16 protein-coding genes and 1 riboswitch are annotated in these 20,053 nt (G+C 69.8%); of the genes, 13 read left to right on the forward strand and 3 right to left on the reverse strand.

Annotation, left to right across the window (positions count from 1 at the left end):
• Positions 1-499: 499 nt before the first annotated feature.
• Both ACIBB8_RS17710 and ACIBB8_RS17715 read right to left on the reverse strand, forming a co-directional pair.
• Positions 500-1,231 (reverse strand): hypothetical protein, encoded by a 732-nt coding sequence (locus ACIBB8_RS17710; protein ID WP_398953026.1) that lies wholly within the window; start codon positions 1,229-1,231, stop codon positions 500-502.
• A 47-nt stretch (positions 1,232-1,278) separates the two neighbouring features.
• Entirely contained in the window at positions 1,279-2,103 is an 825-nt protein-coding gene (locus ACIBB8_RS17715) for a DUF4190 domain-containing protein (protein WP_398953028.1), read from the reverse strand.
• Between the two features lie 227 nt (positions 2,104-2,330).
• Between ACIBB8_RS17715 and ACIBB8_RS17720 the strand changes: the two genes are divergently transcribed.
• From ACIBB8_RS17720 to ACIBB8_RS17735, 4 genes are all read left to right on the forward strand, one after another.
• Positions 2,331-4,523, forward strand: coding sequence for an N-6 DNA methylase (locus tag ACIBB8_RS17720; RefSeq protein ID WP_398953030.1), 2,193 nt, complete (start codon positions 2,331-2,333; stop codon positions 4,521-4,523).
• Between the two features lie 155 nt (positions 4,524-4,678).
• Complete coding sequence (locus ACIBB8_RS17725; protein ID WP_398953032.1) at positions 4,679-5,284, forward strand: hypothetical protein; 606 nt, start codon at positions 4,679-4,681, stop codon at positions 5,282-5,284.
• Positions 5,281-6,813 carry a protein kinase gene (locus ACIBB8_RS17730; protein WP_398953034.1) on the forward strand — a complete coding sequence of 511 codons (1,533 nt, stop codon included), beginning with the start codon at positions 5,281-5,283 and terminating at the stop codon, positions 6,811-6,813. Before ACIBB8_RS17725 ends, ACIBB8_RS17730 begins: the two co-directional genes overlap by 4 nt.
• A gap of 423 nt (positions 6,814-7,236) precedes the next feature.
• Positions 7,237-8,070, forward strand: a complete 834-nt coding sequence (locus tag ACIBB8_RS17735; RefSeq protein WP_398953036.1) for a glycoside hydrolase domain-containing protein — start codon at positions 7,237-7,239, stop codon at positions 8,068-8,070.
• 193 nt (positions 8,071-8,263) lie between these two features.
• Here the strand turns inward: ACIBB8_RS17735 and ACIBB8_RS17740 are convergent, their stop codons facing one another.
• Positions 8,264-10,873, reverse strand: a complete 2,610-nt coding sequence (locus tag ACIBB8_RS17740) for a YfhO family protein (RefSeq protein ID WP_398953106.1) — start codon at positions 10,871-10,873, stop codon at positions 8,264-8,266.
• Positions 10,874-11,006: 133 nt separating this feature from the next.
• On the opposite strand from ACIBB8_RS17740, the gene ACIBB8_RS17745 reads away from it, so the two are divergent.
• The 9 genes from ACIBB8_RS17745 to ACIBB8_RS17785 all read left to right on the forward strand — a co-directional run bounded on the left by ACIBB8_RS17745 (position 11,007) and on the right by ACIBB8_RS17785 (position 19,999).
• Positions 11,007-11,963, forward strand: a complete 957-nt coding sequence (locus ACIBB8_RS17745) for a glycosyltransferase family 2 protein (RefSeq protein WP_398953038.1) — start codon at positions 11,007-11,009, stop codon at positions 11,961-11,963.
• Positions 11,960-12,349: a GtrA family protein gene (locus ACIBB8_RS17750; RefSeq protein ID WP_398953040.1), complete on the forward strand. Its 390-nt coding sequence runs from the start codon at positions 11,960-11,962 to the stop codon at positions 12,347-12,349. The genes ACIBB8_RS17745 and ACIBB8_RS17750 overlap by 4 nt, the downstream gene beginning before the upstream one ends.
• Before the next feature lie 177 nt (positions 12,350-12,526).
• Positions 12,527-13,183, forward strand: coding sequence for a SurA N-terminal domain-containing protein (locus ACIBB8_RS17755; RefSeq protein ID WP_398953042.1), 657 nt, complete (start codon positions 12,527-12,529; stop codon positions 13,181-13,183).
• Between the two features lie 142 nt (positions 13,184-13,325).
• Positions 13,326-14,288, forward strand: coding sequence for a nucleoside triphosphate pyrophosphohydrolase (locus ACIBB8_RS17760; protein WP_398953044.1), 963 nt, complete (start codon positions 13,326-13,328; stop codon positions 14,286-14,288).
• A 9-nt stretch (positions 14,289-14,297) separates the two neighbouring features.
• Positions 14,298-15,575, forward strand: coding sequence for a cytochrome P450 (locus ACIBB8_RS17765; protein ID WP_398953046.1), 1,278 nt, complete (start codon positions 14,298-14,300; stop codon positions 15,573-15,575).
• A 105-nt stretch (positions 15,576-15,680) separates the two neighbouring features.
• Complete coding sequence (locus tag ACIBB8_RS17770) at positions 15,681-16,604, forward strand: transglycosylase family protein (RefSeq protein ID WP_398953048.1); 924 nt, start codon at positions 15,681-15,683, stop codon at positions 16,602-16,604.
• A 300-nt stretch (positions 16,605-16,904) separates the two neighbouring features.
• A riboswitch (cyclic di-AMP (ydaO/yuaA leader) is annotated at positions 16,905-17,076 on the forward strand.
• Positions 17,077-17,079: 3 nt separating this feature from the next.
• Positions 17,080-17,811 carry a transglycosylase family protein gene (locus ACIBB8_RS17775; protein ID WP_398953050.1) on the forward strand — a complete coding sequence of 244 codons (732 nt, stop codon included), beginning with the start codon at positions 17,080-17,082 and terminating at the stop codon, positions 17,809-17,811.
• A 285-nt stretch (positions 17,812-18,096) separates the two neighbouring features.
• Entirely contained in the window at positions 18,097-19,383 is a 1,287-nt protein-coding gene (eno, locus tag ACIBB8_RS17780; protein WP_037694928.1) for a phosphopyruvate hydratase, read from the forward strand.
• A 145-nt stretch (positions 19,384-19,528) separates the two neighbouring features.
• The gene (locus ACIBB8_RS17785) at positions 19,529-19,999 is read left to right on the forward strand and encodes a septum formation initiator family protein (protein WP_398953052.1); all 471 of its coding nucleotides are present in this window, start codon (positions 19,529-19,531) and stop codon (positions 19,997-19,999) included.
• The last annotated feature ends 54 nt before the right edge of the window (positions 20,000-20,053 follow it).

Genomic DNA, 20,053 nt, shown 5'->3' on the forward strand with positions numbered 1-20,053 from the left:
CACACGGTCATTCTCATAAATGTTCATCTGTGAGAGTTCTGCGACAGGCCTCGGAGTGACCGCGTTGCCGCAGATCACCGTTCGCGAAAATCCTCTCAAAACCCGTACGTTGTGCGAGGCACTTCTGAGAGGCTGCCGCCATGGATCTCACGCCCGATCAGGCCGTATTGGCGGTAGAACGTCACGACTGCCCGAACTGTGACCCGCCCGCCGGCAGCGCCTGCCGCACGCGGGGCGGGAAGACCACCGCGAAGTACCACACCCCGTCTGACTCCGCTCCTCACGGCTGCCCGGCAGACGACACTCAAGCCGGACAGTCGCGGGCGGCAGTAGAACCTCTTTCTGCCAGGTTTCGATCAGCTGGGCGGTGCTCTCCGGGATCGGCAGCCGACGGCCGTGGCGTCGCCGTATACGCGGTGTACGTGGAGCCCAATGTGTGGGTACGGCACGGCGTGTGAACACAACAGGAACCCGCCCGGGCAGGCGGGTTCCTCAGGTGTCAGACGGCGGGTCTCTTCACCGTGAACGGTTTGTCGAACTCGGAGAACTCGACCGTGACCGGGGTTTCGGCGCTGAAGTCCAGCTTCAGGATGTGGGGCCGGCCCTCCGTGGCGACCGCCGCCGTCCATGTTCCCCGGCCCGCCGTGCCGGTGAGGGACAGCGCGGGCGTGGAGCCCACCGTGGTCGCCCGGCCCTTGTGGGCGGTGGCGCTGTTCCCTGCCAGGCGGTCGAGGAACCCCTTCCGGTCGCAGTAGCTCAGGGCTTCCACCGTGTACCGGTCAAAGGGGCGTGCCTTCACCCAGCGGCCCGTCAGTTTCTTGACCTCGGTGTCCACGGTGGTGCGGGGCCGGCCCGCGGCCGCCGCCCGCAGCATCGCCTCGTCGGACTGGATGTAGACGGTGCCGCCGGTTCTGACCAGCTCCATCGTGCCCGCCGCGCCCGTGGACAGGGTGACCGTGCACTCACCCCTGATGTCGGTGGCGACGTACGCCTGGACCGGGGCGCCGTCCGGCGACTTCGTCGCGACGGTGATGCGTACCGCCTTGGCCGCCCGGGTCGCCGCGAGGGCCTTGTTGACGACCTCGGGGCCGCTGAGCCGGGCGAACGGTGCGGGGTCCCGCTGCTGGGCGAACACCGTGTCGCAGGCCGCGAGTCCCAAGGCGGTGACCGCGCAGAGGGAGGCCGTCGCGGTACGGAGAGCGGTTGCGGCGATGCCGGCTGGGGGGCGCATGGGCGGACTCCGTCCTGGGGGAAGGAAGGGCGAGGGGAGGGGCGGGATCAGAGCGCGAGGTCCCACTGGGTGGCGTCGTACGTGAAGCCGGGGTTGACCTCGACCGTCAGGTTCTTCGCGGCCGCCGGGGCGTCGAAGGCGAACTGGACGGTGACCTTCTTGCCGGGCAGGACCGTGCCGCTGAAGCCCTCGCCGACCTTGCCGTCGAAGATCTGCTCGGCGTCCACGCCGTCCTTGCCGGCCCAGGCCTCGACGTTCACGAGGTCCGCGTCGAACTTCTCCTTGCCCGCGTTCTCGATGACGACCGCGATCCGGTACGCCTTGTTGCCCTTCGTGTGACCGGCGGCGTACGCGTCGGGGGTGTACGAGGTCGCTTCGCCGACCGTGACCGTCACGTCGTCGTCGTACACAGCCGAGTCACCGGCCTCCAGCGCCTTCCCGGCGCCCTTGCCCTTCTCCTTGCCCTTGGCGGAGTCCGAGCCGCCCGCCTGCGGCCGGGCGGAGGCTCTGGTGTCCGACACCGCCTTGTTGAGGTCGTTCACCGCATCGTCCACCATCTTGAAGGTGATCACCGCGCCGACCACCGAGAGGATCAGCGCGATCAGGCCGAGGACGGCACCGAACGTGGCCATGCCCTTGTTGGTGGCCTCGCCGCGCTTGGCGCGACCCCGGCCGACCAGGCCGAGGATCAGGGCGATGAGGCCGAGGATGCCCGCCAGCCAGAAGAAGAACGGGATCAGGCCCGAGGCGGCTCCGATGATGCCGAGGATCAGCGCGGAGATGCCGAGCCCGTTGCGGGCCGGGCGCAGTCCGGGCGTCTGGGCCGGGGCGTACGGCTGCTGGGGCTGCGGGGACTGCGTGAACTGGGACATGGCTGTGCCCTCCGGCAAGTGCAGGGAAGAGTGGCGAGCGGTTCGTTGCGTCACCTGATGCAGCGACAGGTCAATAAGACCAGAGCGTGTGAACCGAGTCAACATGAGTCAGGGAAAATGGCTTCGTGCACAGCGTGAATCGATGGTGGCCGAATAGATCGGTATGCTCGCGGACACAGCAGGCAGCGCGGATCCGTATGGACGCATCAGGACCAGGGAGACAGCCAGTGCCGGAGAACTCGACAGAGGTGACCGCGGCCGGAATCGCCCGGCTCGCCGGGGTGGGGCGCGCCGCCGTCAGCAACTGGCGCCGCCGCCACGCAGACTTCCCCAAGCCGGTCGGCGGCACCGAGACCAGCCCGTCCTTCGCTCTCTCCGAAGTCGAACAGTGGCTGCGCGACCAGGGGAAACTCGCTGAAGTCCCGCTCCGCGAACGGGTCTGGCAACAGCTGGCCGGACACCCGGCCGGCGCCGTCCCCGCCCTCGTGCACACGGGCTGCGCCCTGCTTCTCGTCCGGGACAGACCCGCCGCCTGGCAGGAGATCACCGCCGTGTCGGACGCGCGGATGGCCAAGGCGCTCCACCTCGCCCTGAACAGCCTGCTCGCCGCGCGCTTCGGACCTGCCACCGGCGGCGCGGAAGGAAGCGGCGGTGGCGGCGGAACCGGATATGAGCGGGCTGTTCACACTCCCACCGCCGACGAACTGCTCCCGTCCGTCCCTCTGCTGCGGGCGGCCGCCGAACTCGCCGCCGGGACAGGGGCCCACCAGGCCTTCGAATTCCTCCTCGGCCGTCAACTCGCTGCAAATCCACGTCAGTTCACCCTCACTCCGCCCGGCCTCGCCGAACTGATGGCCGCGCTCGTGCGGACCGGCGGCCGGCCCGCCGGCACGGTCCTCGATCCGGCCACCGGCACCGGCGCCCTGCTGTGCGCTGTCAGCGGTCCGTCCGCCCTGTACGCCCAGGACGCCGACCCGGATCTCGCCGCGCTCAGCGCCCTCCGCCTCGCCCTGCACTCCGACACCGACGGCCGCAACCCCACCGCGCTCGCCGTGCGGACCGGCGACACGCTGCGCGCCGACGCGTTCCCGCAGCTCACCGTCGACGCCGTGCTCTGCCACCCGCCGTTCAACGAACGCAACTGGGGACACGACGAGCTCGCCTACGACCCCCGCTGGGAGTACGGCTTCCCTGCACGCACGGAGTCCGAACTCGCCTGGGTCCAGCACGCCCTGGCCCATCTGCGCGAGGGCGGCACCGCCGTCCTGCTGATGCCCCCGGCTGCGGCATCACGCCGCTCCGGCCGGCGGATCCGCGCCGATCTGCTGCGCCGCGGCGCGCTGCGTGCCGTCGTAGCCCTCCCGGCCGGCGCGGCTCCCCCCTACGGCATCCCGCTCCACCTCTGGGTGCTCCGCAAGCCCGGCGCCGGTGTCCGCCCCTCGCCCGAACTGCTGCTCGTGGACACATCCGAGCCCGCCGAACCGCCCACGGCGCCCGTATCCGCCCCCGCTTCCGGTGGGCGCGACCGGCTCGACTGGCAGGCGGTGCGCAGTGCCGTGCTGGATGTCTGGGAGCCGTTCGAGGGGCTGACCCGTTCCGAGCCGGACGTTTCCGCCGAAGCGGCCGGGCAGGGCCGGCCGGGCGTCAGCCGGGCCGTCCCCGTCATCGAACTCCTCGACGACGACGTGGACCTGGCCCCGGCCCGCCATCTGCCGTCCCCGGCGGTCGGTGGCGGACCGGGCGAACTCACCCGCGTACGGGACCGGCTCTCCGAGACGCTGCGACTGACCGCGACCCTCACCCCGCCGCCCGCGGGCGTCTCAGGACCGGCGCACTGGCCGCTCACCACCGTTGGCGAACTCGCCCGCGCGGGCGCCCTTCACCTCCGTACCGGAGGTTCCGGCACCGGCGCCGGGGCCGCCCCCGTCCCCGTGCTCACGGAGCACGACGTCCTCGGCTCCACTGCCCCCTCAGGAACACTCCCCACCACCCCCGCCGGCTCCGGGGGATCACCCGAGGAACCGGTCCTGGTCGAGCCGGGCGATGTCGTCGTCCCCGTACTCGGCGGCGGCTCCGTCGCGCGCGTGATCGACGAGGCGACCGCGGGCGCCGCGCTCGGCCGCAACCTTCAGCTGCTGCGCCCCGATCCGGCCGCCGTCGACCCGTGGTTCCTCGCCGGTTTCCTGCGCGGCACCGCCAACAACCGTCAGGCCAGCAGCTTTGCGTCGACCGCCACCCGGCTCGACGCCCGCCGTCTCCAACTTCCGCGGCTGCCAATGGCGGAGCAGCAGCGATACGGGGAACGGTTCCGCGCCCTGGCCGCATTCGAGGACGCGCTCCGGCTGACCGGCAGGCTCGGCGGACAGCTCGTCCAGGGGATGTACGACGGTCTGACGGACGGTACGGTCACGCCGGAGTGAGCTGAACCACAACGGTTCCGTATAACCCGGGGGCCGCTGCCGATGTCGCCGTTTACGCTCAGATCTGCCAGATCTGCGCGCGCACGTGTCCACATACCCGCACGGGTACGTACGCGTGCGTGCGGGACTTCCACGACCACGTACCAGGAGCAGCCATGTACGCCCCGGGTCATCCACCGACGCCGCAGCGCCGGGTCCCCAGCCGGGCCTGGATCATCTCGATGCGTGTGCTGTTCGTCGTGCTCGCGGTGGGCTCGGTCGGTCTGCTGCTGTGGGCGCCGTTGCTGCGGCTGGCGATCGTGCGCGGCCGCGCGTCCGACTGGTGGCTGACCGGAGCCGGCTTCGTGCTGGTCTGCGTGCTCCTGCCGATCGTCGGCAGGGACGACAGCAACCCCGAGCCCAACGGCGTCGACTTCTTCTGCATACCGGTGCTCCTCGTGGCGATCGTCGCCGCTTGCGCGTACCACGTGTACGGGGACATCCGCCACTACGCGCAGCTCACGACGCTGCAGTTCGGCGGCGGGCACCCGCCGCCGGTGCCGGGGTACGGGTACACGACCACCGCGCCCGTGCACCTGCCGCTGCCCCCTCGGCCTCAGCAGCACGTTCAACCGCAGCCGCCTCAGTACCGGCCACGGCCCCAGCCTCACCCGCAGCCCATGCAGCACGCGCCTGCGCCCACCCAGCCCCACCGCATCGACCAGGTCCGTGCCGAGCTCGACGAACTGAGCGACCTCCTCCGTCATGAGGAGGACCGATGAGCGGACGCGTCATCGCCGGGCGGTACGAGCTGGCGACCATCCTCGGCCAGGGCGGCATGGGGCAGGTCTGGACGGCGTACGACCAGCGCCTCGACCGCCGGGTCGCGGTGAAACTGCTCCGGCCCGACCGGGTCGCGGGTTCCACCGGCAGCGACGCGGTCGATGAACTGCGGCGCCGGTTCGTCCGCGAGTGCCGGGTCACCGCCCAGGTCGACCACCCGGGTCTGGTCACCGTCCATGACGCGGGCAGCGACGGCGACGATCTGTTCCTCGTCATGCAGTATGTCGAGGGCTCCGACCTCGCCGACCATCTCGCCGAGCACGACCCGTACCCCTGGCAGTGGTCCGTCGCCGTCGCCGCCCAGCTCTGCGCCGCGCTCTCGGCCGTGCACGCCGTGCCGATCGTCCACCGCGACCTCAAGCCCCGCAATCTGATGGTGCGTCCGGACGGCTCGGTCACCGTCCTCGACCTGGGCGTCGCCTCCGTCCTGGACAGCGACACCACCCGCCTCACCCACACCGGTACGCCGATCGGTTCGCCCGCCTACATGGCGCCCGAGCAGGCGATGGGAGGCGCCGTCGGCCCGTACACCGATCTGTACGCGCTCGGCGTACTCCTCCACGAACTGCTCAGTGGAGATGTGCCGTTCGCCGGTTCCACCGCCCTCGGAGTGCTGCACCGCCACCTCTATGAGCCGCCGCTCCCGGTCCGTCAGATCCGTCCCGAGATCCCGGAAGCCCTCGAATCGCTCGTGCTGCGGCTCCTCGCCAAGGACCCGCAGCACCGACCGGCGAGCGCCCAGGAGGTGTACGAACACCTCACCCCGCTCCTTCCGCCGAGCGGCACAGGGCTGCCGACCGGCCCGCTCGACCCGACCCGCCCGTTCCTGCGGCCGCACGCACCGTGGCCCGACCGCGTCACCACCCCGCCCGCCGCGCAGCCCGCGCCGGTGGCCGCGAAAGCCGATGTCGCAGCCGCAGTCGACGAGGTCAAGCAGTTGCTCGGGCAGGGCCGGATCACCCAGGCCGTGGACATCCTCGGCGGCATTCTCCCGGTCGCCGCCGAGCAGCACGGCGAGGGTTCGCCGGTGGTCCGCATCCTGCGTAAGCAGTATGCGGCGACCCTGATGGACGACGGGCAGTTCCGCCGCGCCCTGCCCGAACTGCGGCGCCTCGCCGACGACCGCGCGGTGGAGGCCGGACCGGCCGACACACAGACGCTGCAGTACCGCTACGACGCGGCGCACTGCTTGGAACAACTGGGCGAACCAGCGGCCGCGCTCGCGGAGTACCGGTCGGTCCTGCCGTACTACGAGAACCAGTACGCGACGGGCAACAACCCGGCACGGTCCTTCGAGATCCGTCAGCGCATCGGGTATCTGCTGCTCGCGGTCGGCGACCATGCCGCGGCGCGCGGACAGCTTCAGGCACTGCTCCACGACACCGAGCGGATGTACGGGCCGCACCATCCGCTGCCGGTGGAGCTGCGCCGCCAGCTCGACCGACAACTGCAGGTCCGCGGCGGCTGAGCGGCCTTGGCCGGTTCGCTCAGCCCGGTCCGGCCGGCGCGAGCCGGGAGCGCCGTCGCAGCAGCACGGCACGCGCCGCCCCGTATCTGTGGTGTGGCTGGTGACCGTCCACGGACCGAGGCGGAGTACGTGGCGACGAACGGCTGGTCGGCCTTCGAGGACGAACTGGCAACAGCCCTCACCGGGCATGTCTCGGCTCCGGGAGCCGGTCGCGGCTCCCGTGGGCTTCGGTGCGGGGCGTGAAGGCATGAAGGCAATGAGTACGCCAAATTTCTGCAACGGCTATATGAGATGCCCCTTTTGTCGGTGAACTGTCGATCACGGCATGAGACCGTGATCTGCCGCCGGGGCGGCTGACGACTCGCCTGCCCCGTCGGCCTCTCACTTCTTTTGAGCCTTCTTCCGAGCACTGTCGAGGTCTCTGTGCCTTCTCACCGCATATCCAAGAAGCGTCGCCGCATCTCCCTGGCCGCGGCCGGCGTCGCCGTTCTCGCCGGTGGCGCGTTCGCCGCCGAGGCCGCCACCGCCACCACCGTCTCCAGGCCCGCGCCGAAGATCTACACCGGGCATGTTTTCGACACCTGTACCGCACCGTCGCTGACCACCATGAAGGGCTGGTACAGCTCCTCCGTCTACCACGGTGCCGCCGTGTACGTCGGCGGGAAGAACCGCGGCTGCGCGCAGCCCAACCTCACCGCGTCCTGGGTGAAGTCCGTCAGCGCCACCGGGTGGAAGCTGGTCCCGCTGTACGTCGGTGCGCAGCCGCCGTGCCAGACGAGCGCCAACCCCGAGAAGATGACCGCCACCAACGCCGCCTCACTGGCCGTCACCGACGCCAACGACGCCGTGGCGAAGGAGGCCGCGCTCGGCATGAAGCCGGGCAGCCCCGTCTACCTCGACATGGAGTACTTCGACCCGAAGAACACCTCCTGCGTGAACACGGTGCTCACCTACATCCGGGCGTTCGACAAGACCGTCAAGGCGAAGGGGTACTGGTCCGGCTTCTACGGCTTCAGCAACTCCAGCGCCGCCGTCGTGGCCAACGCCACGAACCGCACGGACCTGCCGGAGATCCTCTGGTACGCCCGTTACGACGACGTGTACTCCACCACCACGGGCTTCCCGTACGCCTCGACGCTGTACACCGGGCATCGCCGCGGTCACCAGTACGCCGTCAACAAGAAGGTGACGCACACCGGGGGCACGCTCACGATCGACCGGAACGCCTGGGACGCCCCGGTCGCGATCGTGGGCTAGGGCGTGTTTCGAAAGTCCCGCCTGCCGGGCGACGCCTGGCACGCACGCTCGCTGCGTTGTCGGGCTCGCCCCGATACGCCCAGTATCGGGGCGACCCTCCGCCTTGCGATCGCACGCACCAGACGCCGCCCGGCCCGCCCTACGGGCGGACGACGCTACTTTCGAAACACGCCCTAGTTCCAACGCCGTGCAGTCAGGGCTGGGTCTGATGTGTCAAGCAGGCTGAAGTAGAGATGGGGGCCGGTCCGTTGCGTTCGAGCCGGTCGATGCGTTTGGTCATCGCGCCCGTGGTGACCATGGTGAATGTGGGCAGCTTGCCCGGGGCGCGCTCGAGGTCCCGCCGTCGCCGCCGCGTCCACACCCCTGTCGCCAGCAGCGCGAGCACCGCGCCCGCGCCGACGGCCGTGCCCGCCCGGAGGCCGGGGGGCCTGAACGTGCATTCGACAAAGGCTCCGCGGGCGGGGACCGGGGTGGAGACCAGGCCCAGATAGCTGTCGGCGGGCCGTCCCTGGCAGCTCCAGCCGGCGATCCGGGGCGCGGCGATCACGGCCGTTCCGGTGCTGCCGAGCGGCAGTTCGGCCCGGATGCCGTCGGTGGTGACATGGACGGCGGTCGCACCGGTGTGCTTCAGTCCGGCGACCGCCGAGGTCAGCCGGGCCCGGTCCAGGCAGCCGAGCGCCTCGTGCGGCACGGTCCCTTCGCGTACGGAGGTGAGCGTGACCACCACCGGCGCGCTCCCGCCCGCCGTTCCCAGGCGCTTTATTGGGGCTCGGCGGGCCGGGAGCTGCCCCTTGAGTTCGACCTCCGGGCCCGCGCCGAGCCGTGCCGAGCCGAACAGGTCGGGCGTCCACAGATACGCCTCCGAGGCCGCCGGACAGCGGGCGGTCAGCGTGTACGTACCGCGCCCCACCCGGTAGTCGTACGCCCCCCGGTCCGGCGCAGTGCCACCGTCCGCCGTGCGCAGCCTCGTCGTCGGCACCGTATAGACGCGGGAACCGAGCAGTTTCTCCTGGTTCCGGTACGGCGACCGGCCGTACGGCACGGGCCCGCCCGGCGGCCGTACCGTCACCAGCGGCGGCGCCTCCTCGCGGCTCACCGTCACCGGCCGGTCGTCCGGGGCGTTCCACACCTGGTACGGATCGCGCGGCCCGCGCACCCGCGCGCCGACCGAGAAGATCGCGTCCGTGACGGGGTTGTCGAGGCTCTGCACGGCCCGGCCGCCCGACGTCCACCCGCCGCCCAGCGCACGCAGCGTGCGGGTCAGCACGGCGGGCGTATGGCTGCTGTAGTAGGCGGCGCCCTGCCCGCCCACCAGCAGGGGATCGTTCGCGGTGGTCTGTTCCCGGCCGGGGTCGGTGCGATAGCGCGGCCAGCCGTCGGCGCCCGCGACGGCGGCCGCCTGTATCCGCTGCCGCTCGCCCCACGGCGCGTAGTCGTCGAGCAGGTTCAGCTTCTGCCGGTCGGCGAACGCGGTGGTCGCCGCGGCCTGCCCGGCCTGCGCGCCGATCAGCAGCACGGCGGCGAGCACCGCGAACCTCCGGCCACGGCCGACCAGCAGCAGGGCGCCCATCGCCGCCACCAGACCGGCCGCGAACAGCGGATACGTCCACCGCGTCACCAGGCTGCTGAAGCCGGCCCCGGCCGCGATCAGCACCACCACCGCGCCGCCGCCTAGCAGCGCCCGCCACCCGGGCCAGTCGTACGAGACCGAGATCCAGGCGGCGATCACCACCAGCCCGGCCAGGACGAACGTCTGCCGGTACGGACTGCCGTTGGGTGTGGCGAACACATGCCAGAGCAGATGCGTCGGCCTCCACTGCAACGACAGCGCGACCCCTGCCACCAGCGCCGCCCACGCCCACCGCTCGCGCCGGGGCACGGACCGCTGGAAGACCAGCGCACCGGCCAGGAGCAGGGTGCCCGTGCCCAGGAAGAGCGCCGGGGTGAAGAAGCTGTACGTGCCGGGCAGCAGCCGGGCGAGCACGTCGGGCCAGGCCGCGGGCGCGAACGTCCGGTCCCAGCCCGGGTAGGCGTGCTTCGTCCCCAGATAGACGGGGATCAGGACGGGCGCCGCGAGCCCGATCCCCAATCCGACCGTGCGGACCGCCCGCATCAGCCCCCGGCCCACCGCCCGCCGGTCCTCCCGCTCCGTGAAGAGCCGGACCGCAAGTACCAGAGCGGCTCCGAGCGTTGCCATGTAGGCCGTGTAGAAGTTGGCCGCCCACACCACCGCGACGAGCAACGGCGCGGCGATCCGGTGCCGTCCTGTCCGGGCCCATTCACCGGCCAGGCAGAGCAGCGGCAGGGCGATCAGCCCGTCCAGCCACATCGGGTTGTACGACGCCTCGACGACCGACCAGCCGCACAGCGCGTACGCGGATCCGAGCATCCCCGCCACCCACCAGCGTCCGCTCCGCAGCGTCGGCAGCAGACACGCCATCGCCGCCGCGGCCGACGCCATCTTCAGGACCGTCAGCACGTACACCGCGAGGTCGATGCGGTCCCGCGGAAAGACCCCGACGAGCAGCGCGAACGGGCTGGTCAGATAGGTGCCGAGGTCCGGCAGGAAGCTGGTCCCGTATCCGGACGACCAATTCAGGAACAGCCCGCCGTCGGCGTTTTCGTGCAGCAGGTCCCAGAGTCGGATGTGGAACGGAACGAACTGATTTCCGAGGTCATTGACACTCCTGGTGTGCGGCCCGAACGGAAAGCTGCGGGCCGCCGCATCGCCCGCGCACACGGTGACGACGGTGATCAGTGCGGCGAGCCCGGCTGCAGCCGGGCGGCGGGGGAAGGTCGGCATACGGAGGAATATGGCAGTCACGGGCGAGTGAACCGTGTCGAACTGTTTCCTCCATAGTTCAATTCACGCAATGGTTGCTCATTATCCATGTGACGCACATATGTCTGACGCAACGACAGGGTGAGGTACTTCCGTGCTGGTCTCGCTGGTGGTGCCTTGTTTCAACGAGGAGGAGATCCTCGGATGCTTCCATGCGCGTGTTACGGAGCAGATGACGCGGCTGGGGCATGATTTCCAGCTGGTCTACATCGATGACGGCAGCGCGGACCGCACGCTTCCGGTTCTGGAGGAACTGGCCGCCGCCGACCCGCGGATCCGCTACCTCTCCTTCAGCCGGAACTTCGGCAAGGAGGCCGCCATGCTCGCCGGCCTCCAGCACGCCGACGGCGACGCGGTCGTCATCATGGACGCCGACCTCCAGCACCCGCCGGAGCTCATCGGCCGCATGCTGGACGAGCACGCCCACGGCTACGACCAGGTCGTCGCCCGCCGCACCCGCAAGGGCGACCGGCTCACCCGCACCCTCGGTGCCCGCGCCTACTACTGGCTGATCAATCGCCTGGTGGACGTGGAACTGGTCGACGGCGTCGGCGACTTCCGGCTGCTGTCCCGGCGTACCGTCGACGCCGTCCTCGAACTCACCGAGTGCAACCGGTTCTCCAAGGGACTGTTCGCCTGGGTCGGATTCCCGACGACGACCTTCGGTTATGAGAATGCCGTCCGCGAGCAGGGCAGCTCCACCTGGACCTTCGGGAAGCTCCTCAACTACGGACTCGACGGGCTGCTCTCGTTCAACAACAAGCCACTGCGCGCCGCGTTATACCTGGGCATGGTGCTGATGTCCGTCGCCCTCGCCTATGCCGCCTGGATCGTGGGATTCGCCCTGGTGAAAGGCGTGGACACGCCCGGCTATGTCACGCTCATCGTCGTGGTCACGGCTCTTGCCGGGGTGCAGATGGTGATAGTGAGTGTGGTCGGTGAGTACGTCGGCCGCATCTACTACGAGGTGAAGCGGCGCCCGCACTTCCTGGTGAAGGCCGACAACACCGCCGTACCGAATCAGCCGGCCCGGGAGTTCGTACGCCGATGAAGGTCCGGGCGCAGATGATCCGCTTCGCGCTCGTCGGCGCAGTGAATACCGGTACGTACTACGGCTGCTATCTGGCCCTGCTGACCAGGCTGCCGTATCTGGCCGCGCATGTGATCGCGTTCGCGTTGAGCATGACCGGCTCGTTCCTGCTGAACTCGTACGTCACCTACCGGACCCGCCCCACCTGGCGGAAGTTCCTGCTCTTCCCGCTGACCAACGTCGCCAGTTTCACCGTCACGACCGGGGGTGTCTGGCTGCTGGTCGACCTCGCCGGATTCAGCAGCCGTTACTCACCGCTGGTCGCGGCGGTGGCGGCCATCCCGATCACGTTCGTGGTCTCCCGCGCGATCATGCTGCGGCCGGAAACGGCCGTGGAGATGCGGTGAACAGGCCCACATCCCCAACTCCTCCCGAATCGTTGGTCGAATCAGTGGCCGGGATCACGCCCACTGCCTAACATCGATCACCGCAAGGTCTTGTGCGCCCGCCCGTCGCCCGGCCAGCACTCCTCAACGGGGCGCGGCGCGCCGCACCTGCCGTCTCAATCTCCCCGGGAGGCTCCTTTGCACCGCCGCCGTCGCACCGCGCTCGTCGTCTCCGCCGCCATGCTCGTCGCGGCGCCGCTTCTCTCCGCCTGCGGCAACCAGGCCCACCCAGGTGCCGCAGCCGTGGTCGGCGGAGACCGCATCGAGGTGTCCACCGTGCAGGCCCAGGTGGCGGACGTACGCACCGCGCAGAACGAGTCCGACCAGTCCGTCCAGCTCATCAACAAGTCCGGGCAGCTCAGCCGGGCCAAGCTGCACGGGATGATCTTCGACCGGATCCTGGACAAGGCCGCCGCGGACGCGGGAGTCACGGTCAGCCGCAAGGAGGTCCAGGAGATGCGGCAGTCGGCGGTCTACCAGTCCGGGGGAGAGGCACAGCTGCGGGCGATGATGCTGCAGCAGAGCTGGGTCGCCCCGAGCCAGATCGATGCCGTCCTGCGCGAGCAGGTCCAGCTGTCGAAGCTCGCCCAGGCGCTCGGTGCCGACCTGCAGCAGCCCACCGGGCAGAAGGCCGTCGGCGATGCGCTCAGCGCGGCGTCTAAGTCGCTGCACATCGACGTCAACCCGCGCTTCGGCACCTGGGACAACAAGCAGACCCAGCTCGCCAACTACAAGGCCCCGTGGATCACCCAGGTCACCAAGCCGGCCCAGCAGGAAGCCCCAGCTGGCGCCTAGGGTCTTCCGTTCGGATCATGCCGGACCCCGCGAGCCCGGCATGATCCGAACGAGAGGCGTCCGGCCGGTCGGGCCGGTCGCCCACCCCCTGGTTCCCCTCCCGGCACAACACTGCCGGTCACGGCACGAGTAGGTTGGTGGGGTGAACGCTGAAGACCCCGGTCGTATCGTCCTGCTCACCGCCAGCCACCGGGTCGCGCCCGGACTGCTGTCCTGGCCCGCGTGGCAGACGCTGCACGCCGCCGACCGGGTGCTCTGCGCCGAGTCAGACCACCCCCAGCTGCCGTACCTGCGCGAGGCGGGTGTCACCGTCGAGCACACCGCGCCCACTGCGCAGGAACTCGTCGACGCCTGCGCGGGCGGCCGGACCGTCGTGGTCGTGACCGGGGGTGAGGGCAACCAGCCGCTGACGGACGGGCTGGCCCGGCTGGCCGGCTCGGGCCGGGTGCAGATGCCGAGCCTGGAGCTGCTGCCCGGTTCGTACGATCTGCCCGGCGCCCGCCTTCTCGACCTCGTCCAGGTCATGGACCGGATCAGGGCCGAGTGCCCGTGGACCTCGCAGAAGACCCATGAGGGGCTTGCCAAGTACGCCATCGAGGAGGCGTACGAACTCGTCGAGGCGATCGAGGACGGCGACCGCGACGAACTGCGCGAGGAACTCGGGGACGTCCTTCTCCAGGTCGTCTTCCACGCCCGGATCGCGGAGGAGGACACGGACGAGCCGTTCTCCGTCGACGATGTCGCCGCGACCCTCGTCGAGAAGCTGATCCACCGCCATCCGCATGTCTTCGGTGACGAGACCGCCGAGACCCCGGAGGACGTCCACGCGCACTGGCTGCGTACCAAGGCCATCGAGAAGCAGCGCGACTCGGTCACGGACGGCGTCCCGCTCGGGCAGCCCGGACTGGCGCTGGCCGCGAAGCTGGCGAGCCGGGTCCGTGCCGCTGGACTCGATGTGCCGCTCCCGACGGGCGACAGCATCGGTTACGAACTCCTCGCCCTGGCCGTACGCGCGGAACAGGACGGCACGGACCCCGAGGCCGCCCTGCGCGCTGCGGGCCGCGTCTACCGGGACGCGATCCTCGCCGCGGAGGCCAACGGATAACGTCAGGGGGTGAACGACAGCCCCGCCGACGCCCCCGAACTCTTCACCTGGGAGTTCGCCACCGACCCGTACCCGGCCTACGCCTGGCTGCGCGAGCACAGCCCCGTGCACCGCACCGCGCTGCCCAGCGGGGTCGAGGCATGGCTCGTGACGCGGTACGAGGACGCCCGGCAGGCCCTCGCCGACGCCCGGCTCTCCAAGAACCCCGCGCACCACGACGAGCCGGCGCACGCCAAGGGGAAGACCGGCATCCCGGGCGAGCGCAAGGCGGAGCTGATGACGCATCTGCTGAACATCGACCCGCCCGACCACACCAGGTTGCGCCGGCTGGTCTCGAAGGCGTTCACGCCGCGCCGGGTCGCCGAGTTCGCCCCCCGCGTGCAGGAGCTGACGGACCGCCTCATCGACAACTTCATCGAGGAGGGATCCGCGGACCTCATCCACGACTTCGCGTTCCCGCTCCCCATCTATGCGATCTGCGACCTGCTCGGCGTCCCGCGCGAGGACCAGGACGACTTCCGGGACTGGGCGGGGATGATGATCCGCCACGGCGGCGGTCCGCGTGGCGGGGTGGCCCGGTCCGTGAAGAAGATGCGCGGCTATCTCGCGGAGCTCATCCACCGGAAGCGGGAGAACCCGGGGGAGGACCTGATCTCGGGGCTGATCCGGGCCAGTGACCACGGCGAGCACCTCACCGAGAACGAGGCCGCCGCCATGGCCTTCATCCTCCTCTTCGCGGGATTCGAGACGACGGTCAACCTCATCGGCAACGGGGTGTACGCCCTGCTGCGCAATCCGGAGCAGCGGGAGCGGCTGCAGCGCTCGCTCGACGCCGGGGAGACAGGGCTGCTGGAAACCGGCATCGAGGAACTGCTGCGGTACGACGGTCCGGTGGAGCTGGCGACCTGGCGGTTCGCCACCGAGCCGCTGACCCTCGGCGGGCAGCGGATCGCTGCGGGTGACCCTGTACTGGTGGTGCTCGCCGCCGCCGACCGGGACCCGGAGCGGTTTGCGAACCCGGACACCCTTGACCTCGCGCGGCGTGACAATCAGCACCTCGGATACGGGCACGGCATCCATTACTGCCTGGGAGCACCGCTTGCCCGACTGGAGGGACAGGCTGCCCTGGCCACGCTGTTGAGGCGCCTCCCGGACCTGCGGCTTGCGGTGGAACCTACCGATGTGCGGTGGCGTGGCGGACTCATCATGCGCGGACTGCGCACGCTTCCGGTGGAGTTCGGTCCCGGCCGGCGTTCCGATGAGGGTGACACTCTGTCAACCCTGTGACTTTCACGTGATCTGTGCTGCATCGACTTGTGACAAGCGTTCGAGTGCCGCTACGTTCACCGTTCGACTCACCAGTCACTTGTCAGTCACACGGAAGGCAATCCCATGGGCTCCGCGAACGGCAGGCACCGTCGCCCTCGCCAGGCACCCGCGATCGTCGTCGCCGCAGGCGTGACCGGTTCGGCCATCGCTATTCCCCTGCTCGGCGCGGCCGGTGCGCATGCCGCCGACGCCACGACCTGGGACCGGGTCGCGGAGTGCGAGAGCGGCGGCATGTGGAGCGCCGACCTCGGCAACGGTTTCTACGGCGGTCTTCAGTTCTCGCAGGATGCCTGGAAGTCGTACGGGGGTGAGGCATACGCTCCGCGCGCCGACCTCGCCAGCCGCTCGCAGCAGATAGCGGTCGCCGAGAAGGTCCTGGAGGACCAGGGGCCGAAGGCGTGGCCCAGCTGTGCGGCCATCTCCGAGCTCACGGAGGACGGGGTGCTGCCGGGGGTCGACCCGGGAGTCGTGCCGTCGGCCGAACAGGGGAAGAGCGGGAAGGCGTCCAAGGGGCCCTCCGCCAAGGCGTCGGCCAAGGCTTCCGACAAGGCTTCCGACAAGGCGTCCGCCACGCCTTCGGGCAAGGCGTCGCATAAGCCGTCGGCAGAGCCGTCAGCCACATCATCGTCCAAGAAGTCTGATTCGTCCAACTCGCCCCGAAAGTCCGGCTCGTCCGGCAACGAGGCGGGCGGCAAGCACCGCGGCGCACCGGCCTCCGAGGTGAGCCAGGACACGGGCAGGGGCGGCGGCCGGGACTCGGGCCGGCATGCTTCCCGCGGTAACAGTGAGGGGCGCGACACGCGCGCGGCGACGGCCGACCGCGATTACACCGTCCGGCCGGGCGACAACCTCTGGGCGATTGCTGACGCACAGAAGGTTCCCGGTGGATGGCCCGCTCTCTATGACGCGAACAAGGGTGCGGTTGGCGGCGACCCGGACCTCATCCTGCCTGGCCAGAGCCTCGATCTCGGCATGAAGTCGAAGTGAGAGCAGTCTGATAAACGGCTAAAAGCACCCCAAAAACCGGGGTAGTTCAGGGACCTATGTCCGCTTATGCGTAAGTGAGACATGGGTCTCTTTGCGTCAATTGGCGTGTCGCGTCTGTCGGGTCTGTCCGCGTCACCCCTCACCTGCGAAAACGCCGCGCAGTCGGATGCGGGTAAGGGCTGATTGTCCGTTATGACCATCTTTGAATGTCGAGGTTGCATACGTTTACGGTCGGAACCGCTCGCACCGCGGGCCCCGTCGACCGTCACGCCGAATCCTGCCGTCGGTCGAAGGGAACAGACGCGTAAAGCGCCGTAGGCAGGAGCGGGGGACCCAGGTAAGCCGCCGGGCCCGATGACCGAAAGGCCGTCAGGACCGGCTCGGGGTGAAGCCGCGTGCTAGGACACGCGACCGGGCAACTCACTTGGCCCGAACCCGACAGCTCACCTCGTAGGCGTCGGTGAGGAGAAGTTCCATGCTGCTGAACAGCAAGGGCAAGCACCGCCGCCCGTCCAAGGCCGTCCGCGTCGCCACGCTCGCCGGTGTCACCGGTGCCGCCATCGCCGCTCCCCTGATGGGTGCGACCAGCGCCTCCGCCGCCTCCGTCGCCACGTGGGACGCCGTCGCCCAGTGCGAGTCCGGTGGCAACTGGTCCATCAACACCGGCAACGGCTACTACGGCGGCCTGCAGTTCTCGCAGTCCAGCTGGGCCGCCGCCGGTGGTACGCAGTACGCCCCGCGTGCCGACCTCGCCACCAAGGCTCAGCAGATCGCCACCGCCGAGAAGCTCCTCGCCATGCAGGGCCCGGGCGCCTGGGGCTGTGCCCGCGCCGGTGGCCTCACCAACGACGGTGTCGACCCGGGTGTCGACACCGGCTCCACCGCGCAGCAGAGCGCCCCGGCGCAGGAGTCGAAGCAGGCCGTGTCGAAGCAGGCCGCGCCGAAGCCGGCCGAGCGCACCGAGGCTCCCGCCGCCTCCCGCGCGGACCGCGGCACCGCCCCCAAGAAGACCGTCACCACGCCGACCGGTGAGAAGGTCGCCAAGGGTGACGGCGAGTACACGGTGAAGTCCGGCGACTCGCTCAGCGAGATCGCCGCGCAGCACCAGGTGAAGGGCGGCTGGCAGCAGCTCTTCAAGCTGAACAAGGACATCGTCGAGGACGCCGACCTGATCTACCCGGGTCAGCAGCTCCACCTGACGAAGTAGGACGGGCTCCCCGTAGATACGGGCTCTCTCCTCCCCGAGCCCCCCGACCTGGCGCGGATTCCCCCGTACGCGCCGGGTCGGGGTTTTTGGTACTCACTGTTCAACTGTTGTCGTTACCGTCCAGTAGAAATCTGGACCTTTGCCCTGCTACGAGTGCCCTTGGGTCCTTTTTCGTCCCAGGGGGCGGGCGGTCGGCGGACCGAGGCGGCCCAGCCGGTTAGGCTCTTGTCGCAAGGCCAAAGCGACCCTGCACAACCAGCGTCATATCCCAGAAGGAGATGCCTCGTGCCGTCCATCGACGTCGTCGTAGCCCGGGAAATCCTCGACTCCCGCGGAAACCCCACGGTCGAGGTCGAGGTTGGCCTCGACGACGGCAGCACGGGCCGTGCTGCCGTGCCGTCCGGCGCCTCCACCGGTGCGTTCGAGGCCATTGAGCTTCGCGACGGTGACCCCAACCGCTACCAGGGCAAGGGCGTCGAGAAGGCCGTCCTCGCCGTGATCGAGCAGATCGGCCCGGAGCTCGTCGGCTACGACGCCACCGAGCAGCGGCTGATCGACCAGGCCATGTTCGACCTGGACGCCACCGAGAACAAGGGCTCGCTCGGCGCCAACGCCATCCTCGGTGTCTCGCTGGCCGTTGCGCACGCCGCGTCCGAGGCCTCGGACCTGCCGCTGTTCCGCTACCTCGGTGGCCCGAACGCGCACCTGCTGCCCGTCCCGATGATGAACATCCTCAACGGCGGGTCGCACGCCGACTCCAACGTGGACATCCAGGAGTTCATGATCGCGCCGATCGGCGCGGAGTCCTTCTCCGAGGCCCTGCGCTGGGGCGCCGAGGTCTACCACACGCTGAAGAAGGTTCTGAAGACCAAGGGCCTGTCGACCGGTCTCGGCGACGAGGGCGGCTTCGCGCCGAACCTGGAGTCGAACCGCGCCGCCCTGGACCTCATCCTCGAGGCCATCAAGGAAGCCGGTTACGCCCCGGGCAAGGACATCGCGCTCGCGCTCGACGTCGCCGCCTCGGAGTTCTACAAGGACGGCAAGTACGAGTTCGAAGGCAAGTCCCGCTCGGCCGCCGAGATGACCGAGTACTACGAGGAGCTCGTCTCCGCGTACCCGCTGGTCTCCATCGAGGACCCGCTGTACGAGGACGACTGGGCCGGCTGGAACGTCATCACCCAGAAGCTCGGCGCCAAGGTGCAGATCGTCGGCGACGACCTGTTCGTCACCAACCCGGAGCGCCTGGCCCGCGGCATCGAGGAGGGCTCCGCCAACGCCCTGCTCGTCAAGGTCAACCAGATCGGTTCGCTGACCGAGACCCTGGACGCCGTCGAGCTGGCCCAGCGCAACGGCTTCAAGTGCATGATGTCCCACCGCTCCGGCGAGACCGAGGACGTCACCATCGCCGACCTCGCCGTCGCGGTGAACTGCGGCCAGATCAAGACCGGCGCCCCGGCCCGCTCGGACCGCGTCGCCAAGTACAACCAGCTGCTGCGCATCGAGGAGATCCTCGACGACGCGGCGGTGTACGCGGGCCGCTCCGCGTTCCCGCGGTTTCGCTCTGCGAACTGATCAGCACAGCGCTCTGCGAACGGATCAGCACGGTAAGTGCTGATCGCAGGCCCGGTGCCGGGCAAAGGCCATGGCCTCCGTCCGTCCCCCCACTCGGTCCCGTACCGTGTGCGGGGACGGACGTGCGTAGTGGGGAGGCGGAGACATGGCCGCGAAGGACCGGGACCGGTTCTCCACCGCGACCCGGCTGCGACTGCTCGGTGAGCAGACCGCCGCCCGCGTCTACCGGTCCCAGAACCGCCGCCAGGCCCGCCGCTCCCGGCTCACCGGGCGGGCCGCTTTCCTCGCCCTGGTCGTCTGCTCCCTGGTGGTGGCGCTCGCGTACCCGATGCGGCAGTACGTGTCGCAGCGCGACGACATCGCCGACCAGGAGCGGCTGGCGCAGGAGGCCGAGAAGCGCACCGAGGAGCTGCGCGACGAGAAGGCGCGCCTCCAGGACGACGCGTACGTCCGGCGGCTGGCCCGGGAGCACCTGCACTACGTGAGTCCCGGGGAGACCAGCTACACGGTGATCGACGCCGACGCGGCGAAGGAACGCAGCGGAGGGGCGAAGGAGACCGACCGGCCGTGGCACTCCAACCTGTGGGACGGCGTGGACAGCGCCGACCGCAACTGACTTCTCATTCCCCTGTTCACCTCGTCTCCGCAGCACTGTGCGGAGCCGCAGTTC

Source organism: Streptomyces sp. NPDC051286 (assembly GCF_044455345.1).
GTDB lineage: Bacteria > Actinomycetota > Actinomycetes > Streptomycetales > Streptomycetaceae > Streptomyces.

What these genes read in the sequence shown, in the direction of transcription:
- ACIBB8_RS17710 (WP_398953026.1), bottom strand. Translation starts at nt 1,231, where the DNA reads ATGCGCCCCCCAGCCGGCATCGCCGCAACCGCTCTCCGTACCGCGACG.
- ACIBB8_RS17715 (WP_398953028.1), bottom strand. Translation starts at nt 2,103, where the DNA reads ATGTCCCAGTTCACGCAGTCCCCGCAGCCCCAGCAGCCGTACGCCCCG.
- ACIBB8_RS17725 (WP_398953032.1), top strand. Translation starts at nt 4,679, where the DNA reads ATGTACGCCCCGGGTCATCCACCGACGCCGCAGCGCCGGGTCCCCAGC.
- ACIBB8_RS17730 (WP_398953034.1), top strand. Translation starts at nt 5,281, where the DNA reads ATGAGCGGACGCGTCATCGCCGGGCGGTACGAGCTGGCGACCATCCTC.
- ACIBB8_RS17740 (WP_398953106.1), bottom strand. Translation starts at nt 10,873, where the DNA reads ATGCCGACCTTCCCCCGCCGCCCGGCTGCAGCCGGGCTCGCCGCACTG.
- ACIBB8_RS17750 (WP_398953040.1), top strand. Translation starts at nt 11,960, where the DNA reads ATGAAGGTCCGGGCGCAGATGATCCGCTTCGCGCTCGTCGGCGCAGTG.
- ACIBB8_RS17770 (WP_398953048.1), top strand. Translation starts at nt 15,681, where the DNA reads ATGGGCTCCGCGAACGGCAGGCACCGTCGCCCTCGCCAGGCACCCGCG.
- ACIBB8_RS17775 (WP_398953050.1), top strand. Translation starts at nt 17,080, where the DNA reads ATGCTGCTGAACAGCAAGGGCAAGCACCGCCGCCCGTCCAAGGCCGTC.
- ACIBB8_RS17785 (WP_398953052.1), top strand. Translation starts at nt 19,529, where the DNA reads ATGGCCGCGAAGGACCGGGACCGGTTCTCCACCGCGACCCGGCTGCGA.